Source organism: Micromonospora cabrerizensis, from assembly GCF_022230955.1.
Taxonomy (GTDB): domain Bacteria; phylum Actinomycetota; class Actinomycetes; order Mycobacteriales; family Micromonosporaceae; genus Micromonospora; species Micromonospora cabrerizensis.
Map to the genome: position 1 here is coordinate 25,529 of NZ_JAKKFI010000083.1, position 18,925 is coordinate 44,453.

The 18,925-nt window shown below is 64.8% G+C and carries 5 protein-coding genes; all 5 read right to left on the reverse strand.

Annotation, left to right across the window (positions count from 1 at the left end; translation table 11 throughout):
- Window positions 1–15: 15 nt before the first annotated feature.
- The 5 genes from LADH09A_RS22010 to LADH09A_RS22030 all read right to left on the reverse strand — a co-directional run bounded on the left by LADH09A_RS22010 (window position 16) and on the right by LADH09A_RS22030 (window position 18,763).
- The gene (locus LADH09A_RS22010; protein WP_238647359.1) at window positions 16–2,319 is read right to left on the reverse strand and encodes a UvrD-helicase domain-containing protein; all 2,304 of its coding nucleotides are present in this window, start codon (window positions 2,317–2,319) and stop codon (window positions 16–18) included.
- Entirely contained in the window at window positions 2,316–9,017 is a 6,702-nt protein-coding gene (locus tag LADH09A_RS22015; protein ID WP_238647360.1) for a DEAD/DEAH box helicase family protein, read from the reverse strand. Before LADH09A_RS22015 ends, LADH09A_RS22010 begins: the two co-directional genes overlap by 4 nt.
- A gap of 23 nt (window positions 9,018–9,040) precedes the next feature.
- Complete coding sequence (locus tag LADH09A_RS22020; RefSeq protein ID WP_238647361.1) at window positions 9,041–14,569, reverse strand: class I SAM-dependent DNA methyltransferase; 5,529 nt, start codon at window positions 14,567–14,569, stop codon at window positions 9,041–9,043.
- Complete coding sequence (locus LADH09A_RS22025) at window positions 14,566–17,520, reverse strand: DEAD/DEAH box helicase (RefSeq protein WP_238647362.1); 2,955 nt, start codon at window positions 17,518–17,520, stop codon at window positions 14,566–14,568. The genes LADH09A_RS22020 and LADH09A_RS22025 overlap by 4 nt, the downstream gene beginning before the upstream one ends.
- A 64-nt stretch (window positions 17,521–17,584) precedes the next feature.
- The gene (locus LADH09A_RS22030; RefSeq protein ID WP_238647363.1) at window positions 17,585–18,763 is read right to left on the reverse strand and encodes a serine/threonine-protein kinase; all 1,179 of its coding nucleotides are present in this window, start codon (window positions 18,761–18,763) and stop codon (window positions 17,585–17,587) included.
- Window positions 18,764–18,925: the final 162 nt, after the last annotated feature.

Here is an 18,925-nt window from a genome sequence, read left to right on the forward strand (position 1 = left end):
CGCAGCCACGTCGCATCATGCAGCGCCGTCGAGCAGGGGGCTGGGCAGGCCGTACCAACTAACGGCTAGGACATCGCGGGCGCGCGTCGATGCCACAAAGAGCAGCGATCGCGCCTTGCGCTGTTCGCGTTCGTACCGCTGGGGGTCATCCCTCCGGTAGCGTTCGATGGCAGAGCGTGGAATGACGCCCGCGCCCACACCGACGAGGGCCAGCCGTTGGTACTCGAGCCCCTTGAACCGGTGCATCGTTCCAACATGGATCTCGCCGTCTCCGCTTGGACCGTCCTTGGTCAATTCAGCGCAGGTCAGGCCCACCTTAGTAGTTAGGTAGTTCATGACCTGGCTCATTAATTCGCGGTCTGCAACTCCAACGGCGATGTGACCGGCCGGATCGCGTGGAGCGCCGCGTTCATCGGTGGAGAGTTCCTCCCGCCAAGCGATCAGCAGGTTCCCCAATCCGACGAGTTCCTCGTCCCAGGTTCGGTAAGGTGTAAAGATCGGCCGTGGACCGCGGAGGACCGAGCGATAGCCAACGAGGTGGTCGGTTCCGTCGTTAAGGTCGTCGTAAAGGACCTGGTTACCGTCGGCGATGCGCACAGCCCGCGCCAGAATTTCGCGGGTCGTGCGGTAGCTGAGCGTAAGCCGGGTGGATCGGCCCCGAATGTTGATGCCGAGGGCGCCGAGAGACACTTGGTGATCGTAGATGCGCTGGTGCGTGTCACCGGCGATGAAAAGGTCGCTGCGTTGCCCCGGGGCGACCATCGCACGGAGCATCTTCCAGTGCGCTGCACGGAGGTCCTGCGCCTCGTCTACGACAATGTGCTGGTAGCGGTAACTCGTGGGGTACGCCCCTGACCCGTCGTCGACGGGCCCGGTGGAGGCACGCCCCGCCTCGATCTTCCTGGCGCGTTCGATCTCGTAACGGGCCGCCCGTTCCGCAGCCTGTCCCCAGGTCTCGAGGCCGAGTTTGTCCAAACGCGCGGTGAACTGCTCAATTAGCTTCCAAATCTGACCGCGCTCGGGGCGAGTGAGTGCGCGGCCACGGCCGGCCCGGCGGGCCTTAAAATACTCGGATCGAGTTGGTATCGCCTGGCCGAGAATGATCTGTTCCCACTCGTCAACGACAAAATCGGCGTCCCAGCGTTGCTCGTCCATCTCAGTGAGTAGCTGCCGCATCTCAATCAACGCGACCTGATCACTGATCCTCCTACGCCGATGACCTTGGCCGGTGTTCTCACCGATGATCCTGGCGGCGAGTTGGTCGATGTGCGTGACATCGACCCGCGCGATCAGGTTCGGATCATCAATCAGCGAGGTCAGCCGAAGCCGGAGATCGGCAGCGAGGTTCGCGGTGAAGGTGGTAAGCAGGATCGACTTGTCCGCTCCCGGTGGAAGCTGCTGAACGAGGTGCTTGACCCGATGTAATGCGACTACGGTCTTCCCCGTGCCTGGCCCTCCGGAGACGCGGGCAGGGCCGCTGTAGTCGTGGTGAGCAATCTTTTCCTGGGCCGGATGAAGGTAAACCTTCCAGGCCCGAAAACTGCCCTCCTCGATCGCCGCTTGCACGTCGTCATCGACGGATGTGACCTTGGTCCGACTAAGCGCCGTGGCGAAGTCGGCGAGGTCGGGTTCTGTCTGCAGGCGGACGGGTCGGGTGACCTCCTCGAGAACTGAGTCGATGCTCATTCCCGCGGCGAGGCCGTAGAGGACGTCCTTGGACAGCAACGGCGCCCCATCGAGCAGTTGGTCAAGTTCCGCGTCGGTGGTGACGGTCAGCGCCAAACCGATGAGCTGCTCAGCGACGCCGAGTTCCCGAAGCTGATCTGAGCTGTAGGCGGCGAGTAGAGCCGGGGGTGTTGCTTCCACTAGCTCGACTGGCGGGGCGCTGGGGTGACCGGAGGCCCTAGCAGGCGGTTGGTCTGGGGCGTCCGGCTCGGCCGGCGTGAGGGTGATGCCGGCCCGGCGGAGGGAACTGTCCCCCACCACGGCGAGGTCGACGAACTCAATCTCGCCGGTGATCCGGTTGACGGCAACCTGAAGCTCGTCGTAGATGTCCTTACGGTGCCGTACCGCAATAATCAGCCAGTGCTGGATGCCGTCCTGATCAGTGCCGACCGGGGTCAGGAGCGCCCGGTACGACTGATTAATCTTGGCTCGGTGGATGCGTGAATCGCCCTTGAGCTTCTTCAGGTCGAGCCCGGGCTGGTCCGGATTCTTTCTGAAGCGATGGCAGAAGTCGTAGAACTGGCCTTTGACCGTCCGGTCGAGCTTGTAGAGCTCTTCCTCGGCCTTGCGGTAGAGGCTGAGGCGTGCGGTCATAGTGCTGGATCCTCCACATCTGGAATCAGTGCAACCAATTCGTCGAAGCGTCCCAGCCACTCGGACGCCGTCAGAAGCGTCCAGCCGTCGTCGACATACGCCTCGTCGCGGCGTCGCGCGTCGTGGTCACTCTCATGAGCTGTGTAGACCACCGCCACCTTGACGTTGGACTCGGCCCATGCAAAGTCAGCCATCCAGCGGCTAGTGCCAAGTTCGTAGCCGAACACGGGCGCGCGTTTGCCCTGCTCGGCCAGACGCTGCGCGAGGATGCCGAGCTCGCCACCTTGGTCCGGCTCGTCGCGCAGGATCTCTAGGATTTCCTCGTCCCAACTTGGGTCGCGTCGCGTCTGAGCAGGGACTGTCGCTGATGAACGCGCGGCTCCAGCTTTCGGAGCGGACGCAGCGCGGGCTCCGCTGAGAGTGTTCAGCTCACCGAGGCCGCCACAGACGGCGAGCATCTCGACGTCGTAGTCAGCCGCCGTGCTGTAGGCCAACTGGACGCCATCGCCGCCGTCGAAGGCAAGGAATTGGGTGAGGTTTGTCCAGTAGAGCCAGGAACGCCATCGGTCCTTGTGCGCGTCGGTGTCGAGCACTGCGTCGGTGTCGTCCAGAACGGCCAGCGCAGACCATCGCAGATGCTCGGGGTCGGCCGTGTCAAGCGTGACGACGATCGGCAGACCGGTCAGGTCCTTGGAGCGGTAGACGTGCGCAAGGCTGTTCGTGCCGGCGCTCTGCGGCGCCGGCGCACGTTGACGCCCACCGAAGGTCTGAAGTTCGGAGCGCAGCGCGTTGATGAAGACATCACGCTGGCTCGTTACTGCTACCGGGGTAGTGCCTGCGGCGGCTAGCAGCCCGGTGACCATGGCCTTTGCGCGGAGGGCCCAGCGTTCGTTGTCTGGCTCCCGAAGGTAGCCAATCAGAGCGGTGATGGGGTTGGAAAAGACCGCAGCAGCGAATTGAGCGCGTTGACCACCGTACTGCTCGTATGCGTTCTTTGCCTGCTCCTGTGCGGCGCCGGAGTAGGGAGGCCAGGCGGGCCGAGCCGAGGTTGGCCGTTGTTCAAAAAGATCGATGTCCGCCCAAGTGACTTGGAAGACCACGTGCCCGTCGGCTCGGAGCATCGTGCGCTGTCGGGCGTCCGCAGCGATGCGGTTGTGTCTTCGGCTGGCGTGAAACTCGAAGCCTTCCAGATACACCTTGACACTCTGCTGCGGGCCGTCGACGCGCGTAAAAGTGAAGTCAGTGCGGGTTTTGTGGAGCTGCTCCTGGGCGGTCAGCCTCCAGTGAACAACGTCGGCGCCGCGGGTAAAACGCAGGTGCCCGCTGGCGTGGCCGTCCTCGTCCAACGAGGCGTCCTCTGTCACGGTGACCCAGTCGCGCAGCACCGAGAGGAAGCGTGCCTCCAGGTCAGACTCGACCTGGCGGTCCAGACCGACCTGCCGGGTGTTCGTGACCTCAGTCGTCTGCCAGCCCTGCTCGTCGAAGAGCAGAGATTCGATCATCCTGAGCGCCGTCGCTCGGGAGACGACGTCCTGTGTCTGCTCTGGCGTGTAGCGGTGAAGACAGCGGTGACAGGCCCGCCGTTGCTCCTCGCCGCACGGGCAGTTGCGCAAAGCATCATGCGCCTTCTTAAGAACCTTGCGGAAGTCATCCGGCTCAGTCAGCCGATCGAGATAGCCAGTGCCGCCAGGGAGGCTGTCGAACAAGACCAGGAACCAGCGCCGCTGCCCGCTTTCAATGTCCGGCATGGAGGCGATGGTTGTGTCCAAGTGCTGAGGATCCCCACCGAAGTGCAGGTCGACGCCCATTCGTAAGGCCGCCCGAAAAGAGTGCACCTTGGTGTCAACGTCCGCGGTAGCGGCCGGCAGCAGAATTCTCAGCGCCTCAGTCTGCAACTGGTGGGCGAGTAGGACAGGCTCCTGCCGTATCCCGTCCGGCTTGCCACGCCGTAGCGGGCACCACGGGCGATGGTGCTTCAAGGCCGGGTTCCGGGCCGTAGAGGAGGTCAGAGCGTCGGTGTCATGGTCGAAGACCGGCCGCCCGTCGGCACTCGCCGCCCCACAGCCAGTGCAGACGTGGAACGGATTGACCCGTACGGCGTGTCCAGCGAAGTCGTCCCTAGCAGGCGCGTCGAATCGGGCGGGCCCGATGTTGATCCGACGGATCATGGCACGTCGGCAGTAGTCGACCCCAAAGGTCTGCGACGCATGCCGCCACGAGCCCGGAGCGATGTGGTCCTCAGGGAAGTCGACTGCGTCAACGACGGCGTAGAAACGACGATCGCGTTCGTCCTTGTCGTCCCGGATTCGAGCGTCCTCCCGCTGGTCACGAGAGGTCACGGTAACGGGCTCCACCACTTGGAACAGGCATCCGTCGTCCGCGATGTGGCTGGTATAGCACCGTGGACAGTCAGACCGGTCGTGCGTCGCGTCCTCCGTGCGGACGTAGCCACATCCGGGACAGACCCTCCAACTGCGCCACTCCGGTCGCCCACCTGTCGTGATTTCCAGACCGGTGATCTCGTGCCGGTAGCCATTGACGTAGAACGTGTTCCCCGGCGCGAGTTCCGACAGGGCGTAGCGGCGCGGCCGCTCGTAGGCAACTGTCGTCGACGTGAACCGAGTCTTTCCGGTCTTCGGGTCAACCCCGTCTGGCCCATACAGCGTGGCAGACAGCCTGGTCACGGTGTCCACCAGCGCATAGTTGGGCAGGAGACCCAAGTCGCAAAGCGCGTTCTGCGCGGGCGTATCGCCCAACTCCATCAGCCGCTTACCGATGCCACGCCGTTCGGCGTCGAGCTCGGCCTTTTGTTCCGCCTGCTCCGGATCAGAGTCGTGCAACTCGTCGTGCGCCTCGGCGATCGCACGGATCCGGGCCTTCAGACCTTGAGTTCGGCGGCCCCATTCCCTCTCGGCTTCTTCCAGTGCGGCACGCAGCCCACCGCTCGCGTACGCCTGAAGATCTTTCTTGGCGTCCTCGCTGACCCCGCTGGGGAACAGTCGCAGGAAGCCTTCGACCAGCGCTGAGCCTTGGCCGATCACGACTTCGATAAGGTCGATCAGATATCCAGACGGACCGAACAAGGCGGGTGCGCGATTAGGTAGCGGGCGCAGGAGCGTCCCGTCGGCGCGGTAAAGTCGGCCGGCCGCTGCAAGGTCCAGGAGGTGGGCAAGGTACTGCCGCCGCAGGATCTCAACTGCGGAGAGATAGCACCCCGGCGGAATGATGGTGCCAGCGATGAGCTCCTTGGGCTGCTCCAAGAAGTAGAGGTCACGCCGCGATCGATCCGGAATCGTTAGCAGGAAGGCGTTGCCGGTGCGGCGCCCGGCCCGGCCGGTCTGCTGGGCGTAGCTCGCCGGGCGCCGCGGCAGCGCGGCGAGCACGACCGCTGAGAGGTCGCCGATGTCGATGCCCATCTCGAGCGTTGGCGTACAGGACAGCACGTTCGGGTTCTTGTAACCGGCGCGTTGCTTGTCGTCGGGCTCCTTGCCCGGCTTCACGTCGACGTTCCTGCCCTGCTTGAAGGCCCTCTCGACCCGTTCCCTCTCAGCCCGGGTGAGCATTCCGGTGTGCTCGGCAGTCACCACCTGGTAGGTACCTGCCCGCCGGTAGAGCCGCCGATAGTAGTCCCGGGTGTAGTCGCGGTCACGCTGGTGACGGCCCAACCCCTCCGGTCTGTCGCCGGCCACCAACCGGCCGCTCTGGCATCGATATGCGGGGCAGGGCTGGTCGTGCCACTGCGTTAGCAGGGACGGGTGGACGGTCTGTTCCCAGAAGCAGACCGGGCAGCGCACGAACCCGTGCCAAACCTGGTCGTCGTTGAGCAGCAGGGCTTCGATGTTCCCCGGTTGAAGCCCGTAGATGCGGGCGGATGTGTCGTTAGGGGTACGCACCGACAGCAGGCCGAGTGAGGCCAGCTCGGGCAGCAGCCGACCCCAAAACTCGGGGGCGACTTCCCGCGGCAGCCCGAGGCTACGGCCCGCCCATCGCTCGTACCAGGAGAGGCGCCCCGCTGCGACGTCGAAGTCACTGCCGCTCTTGGGCTGCGCCAGCAAGAACTTCGGTGCCGCGACCGTGGTTGGGAAGGCCCGCATTCCCGCTGGGCGCTGTCCCCAGATGAAATAGCGGCTCGTCCCCGCCTCGTCGACGTACTTACTCAGCCACTTGTGCGCAACGGCGCCCCTGCTTCGAAGCCGTTCCAAAAGGACCCGCACGAACGCGAGGTAGCGGGCATCGTCCCTGGGAGTAATCGACAGATCGTCGCGGTTGCACTCCGCATGCAGTTGCTTGATCAGCGCCACCGTGGCGCCGGGGTCAGGGATGCGAACGTGGGCTGCGGCAGTGCGCGTCAGCTCCAGTGTTCGCCCGTTGCGGGAGCGAAAGCCGAACTCCATCAGCGTCTCGAACGCCAGCCGTTGCCCGATCAACCGCCACGTTGCCAGGTCCCCGCCACGCCCTTGCCCGGACAGCAGCCGGTCCACCCCCCGAAGGCCGTGCAAATCCGGAGGGACCACCGCCGCCAACGTCTCGGGATTTGTCGTGGCCGCGACCACATCAGCGATCAGATCGTTCAGGGCGGTTCCAGCGTCATGCCGGAGGTGTGCGGTGAGCAGCGCCCGCAGCGAGAAGGTGTACGACCGATTTGCGACGAAACCTGCTCGGTGCGCGGCATCCTGCACTGAGGCGTTGAACATCAACGTCTTGTCTTCGTGCAGCTTCTTGTCCAGCTCGCCCGCTGTGAACAACTGAGTAATTGACGCTGCCGCCATCGCGGCCGCACCGGTGCCCAAGTACCGGATGGCGTTGCGCTCACCGCAGGCCGGGCACCAGTCCTCAGCGGCGGCGGTGTTCGCCGTTGAGCCCACGTTCACCAAAATGAATGCTGAGTCCCGAGCAGTCAGCAGGGGCCGGCCCGCGGAGTCGTAGTCACTGGCAGGGTCGGGTAGCCGCAACCGCTGCCGGACGGCGTCCAACACCATCAGCGTCCCACCGGGGCCCTGCGCCGAAGAGTTGTTCCCGACCCGCTTGCCCGCCCCGTGCATCTTGTTGCTGCCAGCGCCCTCGCCGGCCTCCCGGTCCGTCGCCGCGATCAGGTACCTGACCCGTACCTTGTCCTGGCCCGTTGACGCCCTACGGATCTTATAGCTGTCGAACTGAACGTCGAAGTCATCGCTTTCTGGCGAAAAGACCGCCCAGCCGGAACGGCCGCAGTCGCGGCAGTAGACCGCCGGTAGGAACAGGTTGGCCGCTTGGCCCGCGGTCGCGGTAGTGACTGGTGCAGTAATGGCACCGACACCAATGCTGGTATCCCTCGTGCCGGCGATGTCCCAGCGGAACTCGGCCTTCGGCCATGGCAGTACGCCCCGCAGCAGCCGGGTAACCGCCCGAGCCCACTGGTGCACCTCCACGTGGACGAGCGGGCGCGGCTTTTCCTTCGTCGAGTCCGGGTCACGGGCGTAGGAAAGCAGAGCCACAAACCGGGCGAGGGCCTCCGCCGCCTTTTCCGGCTGTTTGGTGATGGTCGCCGACCAGCCGTGTGCGCCGGCCCGCCACATCAGCTTGAGCACCTCAGCACCGGTCTTCACTTCACTGCCGAGGGCTATCAACATCGCCCTGGTGAAGAGATGTTGCTTCAGTCGAGCACCAAGCTCGAACGGATCAAGGTCGTCAACCCCTGTCACCGCGTTCGCTAGCAGAAGCAGTGAGTCTTCACCGGTCGTTGGGTCCGGCAGCGCTAGGAGCTCGTCCGGCGTTGGCGTCGGCAAATTTTCAATCGAGCCCAGTGGGATGAATTCGTCGACCGTTTGCCGGTCCTCTGCGACGATCGAGTCCGCTGTGAACTCGGTGCCGAAGACGGCACTCGCCACCTTCAGGAGATCTTCCGTGCCGACCTCGTCGGTGGCGGAGGCGAGGGTCGCCGAGGTGGCTACTGGGCAGATGCTACCCAGCGGCCTGCCCTCCTCGCTAGCGTTGACGACGGCCGCGAGCCGGCGGAGCAGCATCGCGACATCCGTGCCCTGCGCCCCGTCATAGGTATGGAACTCGTCGACTACCACGTAGCGGATGTCCGCGTTCTGCCAGAGCGGCGCGTCATCGGTTCGCTGGAGCAGCAGGTCCAACATCTTGTAGTTGGTGAGGAGGATGTCCGGTGGGGTCAGTTGCATGTCTAGCCGGCGGGTATAAACCCGCTCGTATGCCATCGCTGCCTTGTCACCGATGTACAGACCGGCCGTGAGGTTGCCCAACTCCGTCCGGTTGCCGACGAGAAGGTCATTGATCCGCTCTGCCTGATCGGTGGCGAGTGCGTTCATCGGGTAAAGGAGAACGGCCTTGACACCGGTCTTGCCCGCAGCCCGCTCCCGCCGGCAGTGATCCAGCACGGGATAGAGGAAGGACTCCGTCTTGCCTGAGCCGGTGCCGGTAGTGACCAGCGTCGGCTGCGGCACGTGCCCGTTGGCGGAGGTGAGGCGCTCGAAGGCTCTTGATTGGTGGGCGTAGGGCGACCAGCCCTCTCGCTGCCAGTCCAGGTGTTTCTCCCACCCCGGGCCAGCCGACGTGAACGGTGTACGGATCCGCAGGAACGGACCACGGAACATGCCCGAGTTCTCGTTCCCGAGGAACCGGTGCAGGGCCTCGCGGGCGCCTTCGTCAGTCAGCGCGTACGTCGTCGAGAGGTACTGCAGCAGGCTTTCCTTCAACCCGCGTGCCTGGAGGGTAGGCCTCACGCCGTCGCCGCCTTCCGAGTCACCGGATCCCAGTCACCCCGAGCGATCGCAGTATCCAGCCTGGCCGAGAACACCGCATGTGCCTCGCGCATCTCCTTCTCGCGCTTTGCCTTGTAGAAGGGCGGGGTGTAGCCCTCCGGCGCCGGCACCGTCCTCGGCACGGTCTTGTCATTTTGATACGTCTCGAACTGCGCCCACGTCGCTTTGGACTGCCGCTGGCCGATAGTCCGGGCATTGCCGGCGAGCTTCCAGCCCTCCGCGTCGAACCATGTCACCGCTTCGTACTTCTGCAGCACCGGGAACCGCCCGCGGTAGGCGGCGATGAGGGCGTCGGCGTCCATCCCGAGCCAGACCGCGACCAAGGCGTCGATCTCGACGAGCGCGGACCGTCGAGCCCGTTCAGTGCGCAACGGCGTCTCGGGTCGCCACTCCGAGTCAACATCCTGAAGTGGTGGCAGCCCCTCCCAGTCGTACGCCCACGACTCGGTGTCTCTCCAGACTGGATCGAACAGTTCTTCCCAGAGATCGGCGTACGCCGAGGTGAGACAGTTGAGCCGTAGTGAGCGCAGCAGCAATGCTGGTACAAGGGGGTGATCTAGTGAGGGTGCGGGCAGAGCGCCGGCCCGGCCAACGTCAAGATGACCGGTGCCCGTTGCGCGGAGCAGATAGTCGATAGGGATAGAGGCCCACATGCCTGCTATCAGTGCAGTCATCCGATCATTCAACACCCTGGCGCTGCGAACACCGTTAGTGTGCGCCGGCCCCGGGGGAATTATGGCGCAGTAAAGGCTGCGCTCTGTATTCGGGGCCACCATCTCACGCCACGCGAATCGGAAGAAGTTAAGGTAGGGGCGGCGAGACCTTTCTGTAAGGACGGCGTCCACCTTGTCCGGCGCGACATCTGCCTCGGCTATACCCTCGACTTCCGCAATGAAGGAACGGGCGTCGGAGACAGCGCTCTCGTCTGTCCGGAGGCGGGCGAGTTCGGCGTGGTCGACCCACCGGTCGGGCGCGTCGCGATAGCCCGCCTCCCGACCGGCAACCCGCACATACTCGGTGTCAGGCACGAAGTCCGGGGGGAGGCTGACGAGGTCGATCCCATAAGGGTCGTTGCTGTTCGCATCGTGCCGCTTGAAAACCGGTGTCGCTGTACTCAACTGGGTGCCCTTGAAAATCACCTCGCCCCAGGCCGTTGGCTGATACTCCTTACCAGTGACAGGGTCAACCCGGTTATATTCAATCAGCCTTGTCTTCTTTGCCCCAGATTCGTCGAAGCCTCGTGAGATTTGTGGGCCGAGTGCGCCGAGCCGCAATGGGTAGGCCGCGAGGGCCTCGACAGCGGCCGCTTCGGCCGTGCTGACCGGGAAGAGCAGACGGGCCTGGGTGAGCGGCCGGTCCTCCTCGTCGAGCAGTTGGCGCCACGTTGCCAGGACAGTCTCGTTGACAGAGACGACGCGAGTCCGATGCGGGCGTTCGTCGAACTCACGGTGGCGGTAACGGATGCCAGGGGTCTCCCCGGAGCCGTCGTGATGACGTGACAGTCGCAGAGCATCCGCAGACACGAGCCATGACAGGTGGTCGAAGCGGATCTTCTTGATCGGTCCGTAGATGTGTACTCCGAAATGAGCCGTGTGGCCCACAGGCTCAGGAAAGAACCGCTGTCCGGAGTTGACGAAGTCACCGTGGATGCGCAGCCTCTGGTAGGCGGCCGCTCGTAGCGGCCCCTCCTTCTCGCCGGTGAAGTGGGTGTCGGGATGCAGAAGCCCGACGCTCCCCTTCGGTGAGGTGTGTGTCCAGACCTGGCACATGAAGGCGCGATAGAGGTCTGGCTGAGTGCTGACAAGCAGCGGGTACACCTGCGAAGAACCCAACAGCGCGACGTGGGCGCTGTTCTCGGTCAGCTCACGGAGAACGTACTGCTTGACGTTGGAACGCCGGAGAAGTTCACGGCGCCGACGGTCCTTGTCGATCTCGGAGGGCCGTTCCTCCAACTCGAACCACGGTTCGTGTTCGGCGAGGACGGCATCGGCGTCCCACCGCGGCCGTACCCATGGGGGGTTGCCGACTTGGAGGTCGAAACCGCCGTGCTCGGCGAAGATGAGGGCGAACTCCAACTCCCAGTGCAGGAAGCCCTGCCGTTCTGCGATGTCTCGGACGATCCGAAGCCACGGAAAACGCTCCTCCGGATTCCTGGTGTCCATGCCCATGAATTCGGGCAGGAGCGCCTCGAACTCCTTGAGCGCGTCCAGGCTGTCGTACGCGTCGAGGAAGGTGTCTTGCGGAACGTCGGTGGTCCCAAGCATGGCTTCGAGGAAGTCGAGCCAGTCGTTGAGGTCCTTGAGAGGAATGACGCGGCGTCGGGCGACCGCCTTCGGCTTTGGAGCCTTCTTAGTTAGTGGGGCCCGTGGCTTCGGGACGTACGGTTCCGGATCGTTCGTCGTGCCCCACCCGAGCTCGTCGAAGGTCGTCTGATCCCCATCCATCGGGAAGAGCATCATCGGCCGGAAGATGGCGGGTCCCACCGACGGCGTTGCCGCTGCTGGTGGTGCAGCAATCAGGCTTGCCGGTTCCTGGGATGACGGCAAATCGCTTGGTGGTTCCCCGCTGGGGGTTACGCCGCCGAGTAGCTCGGCCAGACTGTCCGGACCCATCGCAGCCGCCACCGCGTACTCTGCATCCGTGCCATCGATCAGGGCGACCTGATCGGCGGGCCAGAACCAGAGCGCGCACCAGGCGTCCATGACCATTTTGAGCCGCCAGTACGGTGTGTCAACCGCTTCGAAGAGGTCCTGCAGGACCTTCTCCTTTGGCACCGCCTGCCCCGGTCGCCGGAGAAAGCGAAACTCGGGATCGTCAGGGTCTGCGCCCCAGACTGGGATCCGGCGGGCGATCTCTCGCTCCGAGATCTCCATCCGCTTGACCACGACCGACCAGAGGAATTCAACGCGTCGAGCAGCGTCACGCAGCCGGGTGAACTGGGAGGCCGTTTCCATCTTCGGCTGCTTCGTGCGGGGGTTCAGCTTCGGCGTACCGTCGGCATTGAGGTGGGCGGTACTGCGGCTCGGCCGCTGGAGGATGCCCTTCTTCCAAGCCGACAACTTCGCCGTCTGCGTCGACTCGAGTTTCTTGGCTTCGGCAGAGTTGGCAACCGCCGCCCAGCCGGGTGCGGGCAGTAGGAACTGGTGCACGGCGTCCTGTGGCAGGGGCTGCAGTCGGGCGTCCTCGTCGCGCATCGGCAGGGGGGTCGGGGACAGGCCGCCCTTCGCCTTCAGCCAAGCCTTAGCCGGAGATGAGACGTCCTCGCCGGCGAAGACAGCGCGGCGGGCGCCGACGAGTGAGTTACCACGCCGGAGGTGCAACCCGAACCAGGGTGCGCGCATGCCGGGGTGCATGGTGTTCAGCCACAACGACACCTCTGCCAGCTCGACGCCAGTCGCATTGAGGTCGACCCCGTAGGCGTTGTGCAGTGCGATGTACGCCTTGACCCGCTGCTTCTCCGTCAAGACGTCAGCCGACGGAATTGACTGGCCAAGCTCGTTCTGCCGACGGCGCAGGTACTCCTCGGCGACCTGATTAATCGCCTCGTTGAGGAAGGCCCCCGAGCCCAACGCCGGTTCGCAGATCTTGTACGAGAGCAGCTCCGCTGCCCGCGTCTTGATCACATCGCCATCTGCGCCTCGTTCCTGATCGAGGCGTTCCTTCAGGGCCAGCTCGACCGTCACCTTGGTTAGCGCCTCGGGCGTGTAGTAGGAGGCCGAGGTCTCCCGGTCCCGGCCGGCAAGCCGGTAGACGAAGGACCCCTTCTCGTACTTCTTGGGGCCACGAAGGCCGCGGCGGGCGTCCTCCTCGGTGTAACGAACGAGAGTCGCCTCCGGGTAGTCGCTCTGTCGGTGGGCCGGGACTAGCCACGATCCCTGCTCTGGGTCACCGCCACGAGCGACCTCGCACAGTTCCTCGTTGGCGATGATGCCGGTGTACGACATCAGCCCCTCGTAGACGGCACCGAGCTGGTTGATGCCGAGGTTGCGGTAGGAGATGAAGCCACCTCGTTCGCCGCGCTTGCCCTTCTTCATAGTGAGCAGGCGCAGCACCGCATGCAGGGCTGAGTTGCGCAGCTGAAGGTCGAGCCAGCGAGGGTCGTCGTCCTCGTCGCTGCGTGGATCAAACACCCGGCGACCGATGAGGCGGATGGCCTTGGGCTCGAAGAGTTCACTGCGCAAGGCCTCGAACCGGAGGCCTATGTCCTCGCTGCGGCGCGCAGCTTTTTCCGCACGAGTTTGCTCGTCGTCGTCGGGCTGGTCGTCGTCTGGCTCTGTGCCGTATGCCCGATGCCCGTAGTTCACCTTGTTGAACAACACGTCGAGCGAGAGGAACAGGTGAAGGCCGTTCTTCGCCTCCTCCTCGACGAGTTCTTCGTCCCGGGCGACCAGCTCGCGGAGCCGCGCCATCGAGTACCCGGACTCGTAGCTGCCGTCGTCCGCAGGCAGGATGCCCAGCTCGGGGCGTGCCTCCGCGTACAGTAGGAAGAGGATGCGGTACAGGTAGCGCAGGCACTCACGGGTGAGCTCACGGGCGAAAGGAATCTTTGGACTTTCAATGTCGGCGGGACTGACGTTGTTGCCCGATTCCGCCATTCGGTGCAGGACCTCGTTGGCGATGATCTCGACTGAGCGTTGCAGGCCTTGGCGGAGCTCCTTGGAGACGCCGACGGCGTTGGTGCTTGACCTCTTCAGCAATTCGTCAAGGGCAGGGGCAGTGTCATTGTCGCCGGGGCGCAGCATGTCGAGGCTGAGCAACGCGGCGATGGTGGCTAACTCGCCAGTCTGGGACCGGTCGTAGCGTTCCAGGGCGGCATCGAGGTTGACGGCGAAGTAGCGGCCCTCAGCCCAGGAATTTCGGTCGGCGAGGACGATCACGCCGCCGTGCAGGAGCAGAATGAACCGGGGACGGGTTCCGTCGGCGCCGCCCACCTCACTCTGGAACAGCCAGGAGGCGAGGGCCGCGCCGGTCTCATACCGCTCGTTACCGGACACTCGCAGAGGGTGCAGCAGCCGTCCCGCGCCTGTGTGGTCAAGCGCGGCATCGTTGTCTGCCGTCCAACCGCAGTCGACGGCGACGACGCCATGGCCATGGAATGCGACCGTCAGAGTGTGCACGCGTCCCGAGCGGTGCACGGTGACCTCAGCCGGCGCGGCGTCATAACCGAGCGCACGCAGCACATCCTGGTGCCAGTCGGTGACCCGCTTCTGCCACTCGGCATTGCCGTAGGTAGCCAGCCGGACCGGACCGTCGCCATCGGAGTTTGCGGCGCTGGCGAAATACCGGCGACCCTCCTCCCCCAGATAGATGGCGCGTAGGGCCCTGACCCGCTCGCGAGGGCTCTTGCGGGGATCATTCTCATCGCTCTCCCGGGCAGCCCAGGTGGTAAAGATGCCTTTCTTGAGATCGGTGCTCAGTTCCTCGGCGACGTAGTGTGCTGAGAGGTACTCGCCGCGGTTGGTAAACGAGTCGTAGTCGGCACTCATGCGGCTGCATCCCCCGTGCGGTCGGTCAGCGGTTCCAGGACGGCGAGCAGGCGGAACATCGGCGTGCCCACCGACTCGAGCGATGCGACGAGCTGCATCAGCCGCTCGGCGGTTGAGTCGACACTTCGCCGGTTCGGGCGAGGGCCCGCGAACAATGCCTCCTGCTGCCACCGGTTAACCCGTTTCCGGTACGGCTGCAACGTGCTCTCGATCTGCCGTCGGTAGTCGCCCTCAAGGCTCTCGAAATAGCGGCAGGCTTCATCGATGGCCGCCGGCACCAGCTCCTTAAGGCCGTGCAAGTCACGTGGGACGGCTCGAGCCGGCATCCGGGGCCCGAGACCGTAGTCGCCGAGCAACTCCGGGGTCAGCCGCCTGGTGCTTCGCTGATGCGGCAACCCACTGACGGCCATCCATTCTACGATCGTCGGGCGTCCCAGCCTATTCGAGGCGATGCCCTGGACCAGGAAGACTGGCTCCGAGACGGCCGCGGCCAGGACAGGCGCTTCATGCCGGCCGATCTCCACAAGGACCTTGTCGGTCAGCCAGTCCAGCACCGGGTGCACCTCAGTGACGTAGGACACACTAGGCCATTGCGAGTCGGAGCTTTCCCGAGCCGCCGTCAGCCGGGCCTCGGCAAGTTGCTTGGAGAAGGTGATCCGCATTCGTCCGGGGCGGTCCGGCGTTGGCAGGATCTGCTGCTCGGTCAGGTACGCCTTGGGCAACGACCGCAGCCGGTAGAGCAGGTCTGGCGACGGCTCGAACGCGATGGTGCCGTCGTTGTCGCGCCGCAGGGACAGTTGGTCCTCAGGATTGGGCCGGCAGACTTGCCGGAGACCTTCCTCGAAGTAGTCGGCCGTGGAGGAGAAGAGGCTGAGCACCTTCGCACGCGGCACCTCCGGGCGTTCCGGCACTGCGCCCACCTGGCCGACGAGCCCAGCGAGGAACGCCGCACCGCTCTGTCGGGAAGTTTTGATTGACTGCTCGACGGTACGGCCGGCGACCAGGTCCTTGATCAACCGCTTCTCTTCGTCTTCCGGGCGGAACAGACCGGTGGCTGCCTCGGCCGACCCGTCGATCTTGTGCGCCTCGGCCTCCCGCTGCAACAGCTTTTCGCCGACCAGCCGATCGTCCAAGGTCCGGTCCTGACCCGTCTCAGGATCGGTGGACCAGGGCAGATCGCAGGTGAGCAGCAACGCCCGGAACTGCGGCTGGTGCTGCTGACCGTAGCGGTCGATTCGGCCGTTGCGCTGCTCGATCCTGATCAGCGACCAGGGCAGGTCGTAGTGAATCAGCAGGTGGCACTGCTGGTGGAGGTTGACGCCCTCCGAGGCGATATCACCTGTGAAGAGCAGCCGTACCGGATCGCCGCGCAATCCGAACCGCTCCACGATTCGCTGCTGCTCCTCGCCGGCCGTGACGTCGCGATGCATTACCTGCGCCACTCCGCCGAACGCAAGCCATGGCTTACGGGCATCGGCACTCCCACTAGGTGCGAAGCCGAGTGCGGTCGGCACAGTGTCAGCCAGCCAGTTCAGGGTCGGGACGCTCTCCGAGAAGATCACGACGCGGGTGTCCGAACCGGGGCCGATGCCGAACTCCTCTAGCTGTGCCACCAAAGCATCCAGCTTCGCTGAGTCCTCGTCTTTGATGCGCTCGGCAAGCTTGCGCAGCGTGATCAGGGCGGCCAGCTCGGCGCGTCGGGCCGAGTCGGCCGACTGTTCAGGAAGCGTAACGTCGAGGGTATTCAGCCGAGTCTTTATGGTTGCCAGCAGTGCCCGGTGCGAAGAGAGGAACGATTTCAGCAGTTGGTACGGCACGAGGCGCGAAGTGCTGACCGACGAGCCGCCGTTCCCGGGGATCCACCGGGCGATCAGCTCGGCGAAGACCGCCGCTTCTGCGTCGCTAGCGGGTGCGTGGATCGGCAATGATGGGCCGCGATCAGCCCAGGCGCCTGCAAGTCCTTCTCGAACCTCCGGAGAGTTCTTTGTACGCCGGATGTACAGGTGTTCGAGGTCGCTGACGTCGTACTTCTGAGGATCGGCGATTGCCGCCTCGTCAAGCATCCGGATCAGCTCAGCGAACGACTCGGCCCTGCCGTTGTGCGGGGTGGCCGAGGCAAGCACCAATGCGTCGGTTCGGCGCGCCAGCAACCGGGCCAGCTGGTTGTTCTGGGTGCCGCGATTGACGAGGTTGTGGGACTCGTCGATGACCACCGCGTCCCAGTCCGTCCGCTCCAGGTGATGGGCGTAGACGTCGCTCTTCAACGTGTCCACTGAGATGATCACGCGCTTGAAGTACGCAAAGGGGTTCCGTCCAGCGGGAATTTCCCGCTGGACCCGTTGGATCCCGGTCGAGTCGAGGCGCACCAGCGGGATGGCGAACCTCGTCCATACTTCCCGCTGGAACTGCTCGAGTACGTGCTGCGGGGTGACTACCAGGATCCGCTCGCCCCGGCCACGCCGTATCAGCTCAGCCAGCAGGATGCCGATCTCCAGGGTTTTACCCAGACCGACGACGTCGGCGATCAGGATGCGCGGTTGAGGGTTCTTCATCGACAGCGCTAGCTCGGCTGGGCGGAGCTGGTGTACCTGGCGGTTCATCAGGAAGCCTTCCGCCAACGCCAGCCCGTGCTCGGTCTGGGGCAGGGCGGTCTTGCGGAACACGGCCTCCAGGAATAGGCGAGCCCGCCGATGGTGGGCGGAGTCGTCGGCCACCAGCTCGGTCTTCCGCGGGTCGAGCACCCTGATGTCGTCGAGTCGCTGATAGAAGACGGCCTCGACGCCGCGCACAAACGGTGATACGCCGGTGACCTCGATCATCCACTTGTCGCGCTTGGTGTAGGTGCACTTGCGTACCAGCCACTGCTCGTCGCGCACCAGAACCTGCGAACCCGGCGGATAGCCAGCCGACACGCGCTCCACGCTGACTACGGCCTCGGCCTCGACGCTCACCCTCGCTCCGATCCTTCTTCCAGTCCAGTCGGCCACCCAGGCTGCCGCTATCTCGGTGACCTTTCTACAGGGTCGGCTGCGTCGCGTACTCGGCCCGTAGCTCCTGCGCGACCCGGGTGGAGGCGGGACCCCGACCAGGCCGTCTCGGCGGACGACCGGCCGGACTCCGCGCCTCTGGAGCATCGGGGGCAGGTCGAGGTGCGGCCTCGGGCAGAGATTCCGGGGATTCCGCCTCGGTCTCGGCTTCAGGAGGGGCGATCGGCGGGACATCAAGCGGACCTGGCTGCTCCTCTCCGACCTTGGGGCTCATCTCCGCGAGCCGCTCCTCGATCGAGATCGGCGGCACCTGGTCCCCACGCAGCGACGGATGCACGGCGGTCGTCCGCGCGATCAGGGCCAACCGTGCGTCGGCGGGCGTGATCTTCACACCGCGCATTAGGGCCGCGCACGCCTCGGCCACCTCGATCACCGACGGACGCATCTCTGGCTCGTGAGCAAGCATCGACCGCAGCAGCGGGAGGAGGGGTGGCGGCGCGTCGCTGAGGTCCGGCTCGGCGCGGGGGTCGGTCACCTGAGTGACGATCGCCTGCCAAGTCCGGCCGTCGTACGGGTAGTGGGCGGCGGCAGCGTAGAGCAACACTGTGCCTAACGCATACACGTCGGCCGCTGCCGTGACCCTTGGGTTCCCGCCCGCCTGCTCAGGCGGCATGCAGCGCACCGAACCGATGATCATGCCGCTGTGCGACAGCGAGTCGTGGGATGAAGACGCATCCTGCAGCGCAGCCAAGCCGAAGTCGATGATCATTGGACCGTCGGCGCCGAGCATGACGTTCTGCGGTTTCAAGTCTCGGTGCAGCAGACCAGAGTCATGCACCGCCTCGAGTCCTTCAGCCACCAACGCACCCAAGCTCGCCACCAGTGGCAGTGGAAGTGCTCGGTACTCGTCCACGTACTGGAGCAGGGTGTAGCCGGGGACGTACTCCATGGCCAACCATGGCCGTGCGGCGTATGGATCTGCCTCCAGGAACCGTGCAACCCGATTCGTACCGATTACCGTCCTCGCGATCGAGGCCTCCCGCTCAAAGCGAGCACGGGTGCTGGGATCCAGCCGGTCACTACGGATGAGCTTCACAGCTACTGGCGAACCGGCCGGCGAGTACGCGAGGAACACCTCCCCCATACCGCCCGCACCCAGCTTGCGCTTGACCAAGTAACGACCGATCTGGGCGGGAACATCACTCATGTATCGCTATGCACCCTTCCCGCCGCAGTACAGCGTGCTCACTGAAGGGCCTAGTCTGCCTGATCTACACACATCCGTGCGAGCCCCACACGGTCCGTGCTCGATCACCATTCGACCGATGAAGCGCGGAAGAGATTCATGGAGCGTTCGAAAGCGAACGAC

Bases quoted from the DNA above. Each gene is read 5' to 3' on its own strand.
- LADH09A_RS22020 (WP_238647361.1), bottom strand. From the start codon at position 14,569: ATGAGTGCCGACTACGACTCGTTTACCAACCGCGGCGAGTACCTCTCA.
- LADH09A_RS22030 (WP_238647363.1), bottom strand. From the start codon at position 18,763: ATGAGTGATGTTCCCGCCCAGATCGGTCGTTACTTGGTCAAGCGCAAG.
- LADH09A_RS22010 (WP_238647359.1), bottom strand. From the start codon at position 2,319: ATGACCGCACGCCTCAGCCTCTACCGCAAGGCCGAGGAAGAGCTCTAC.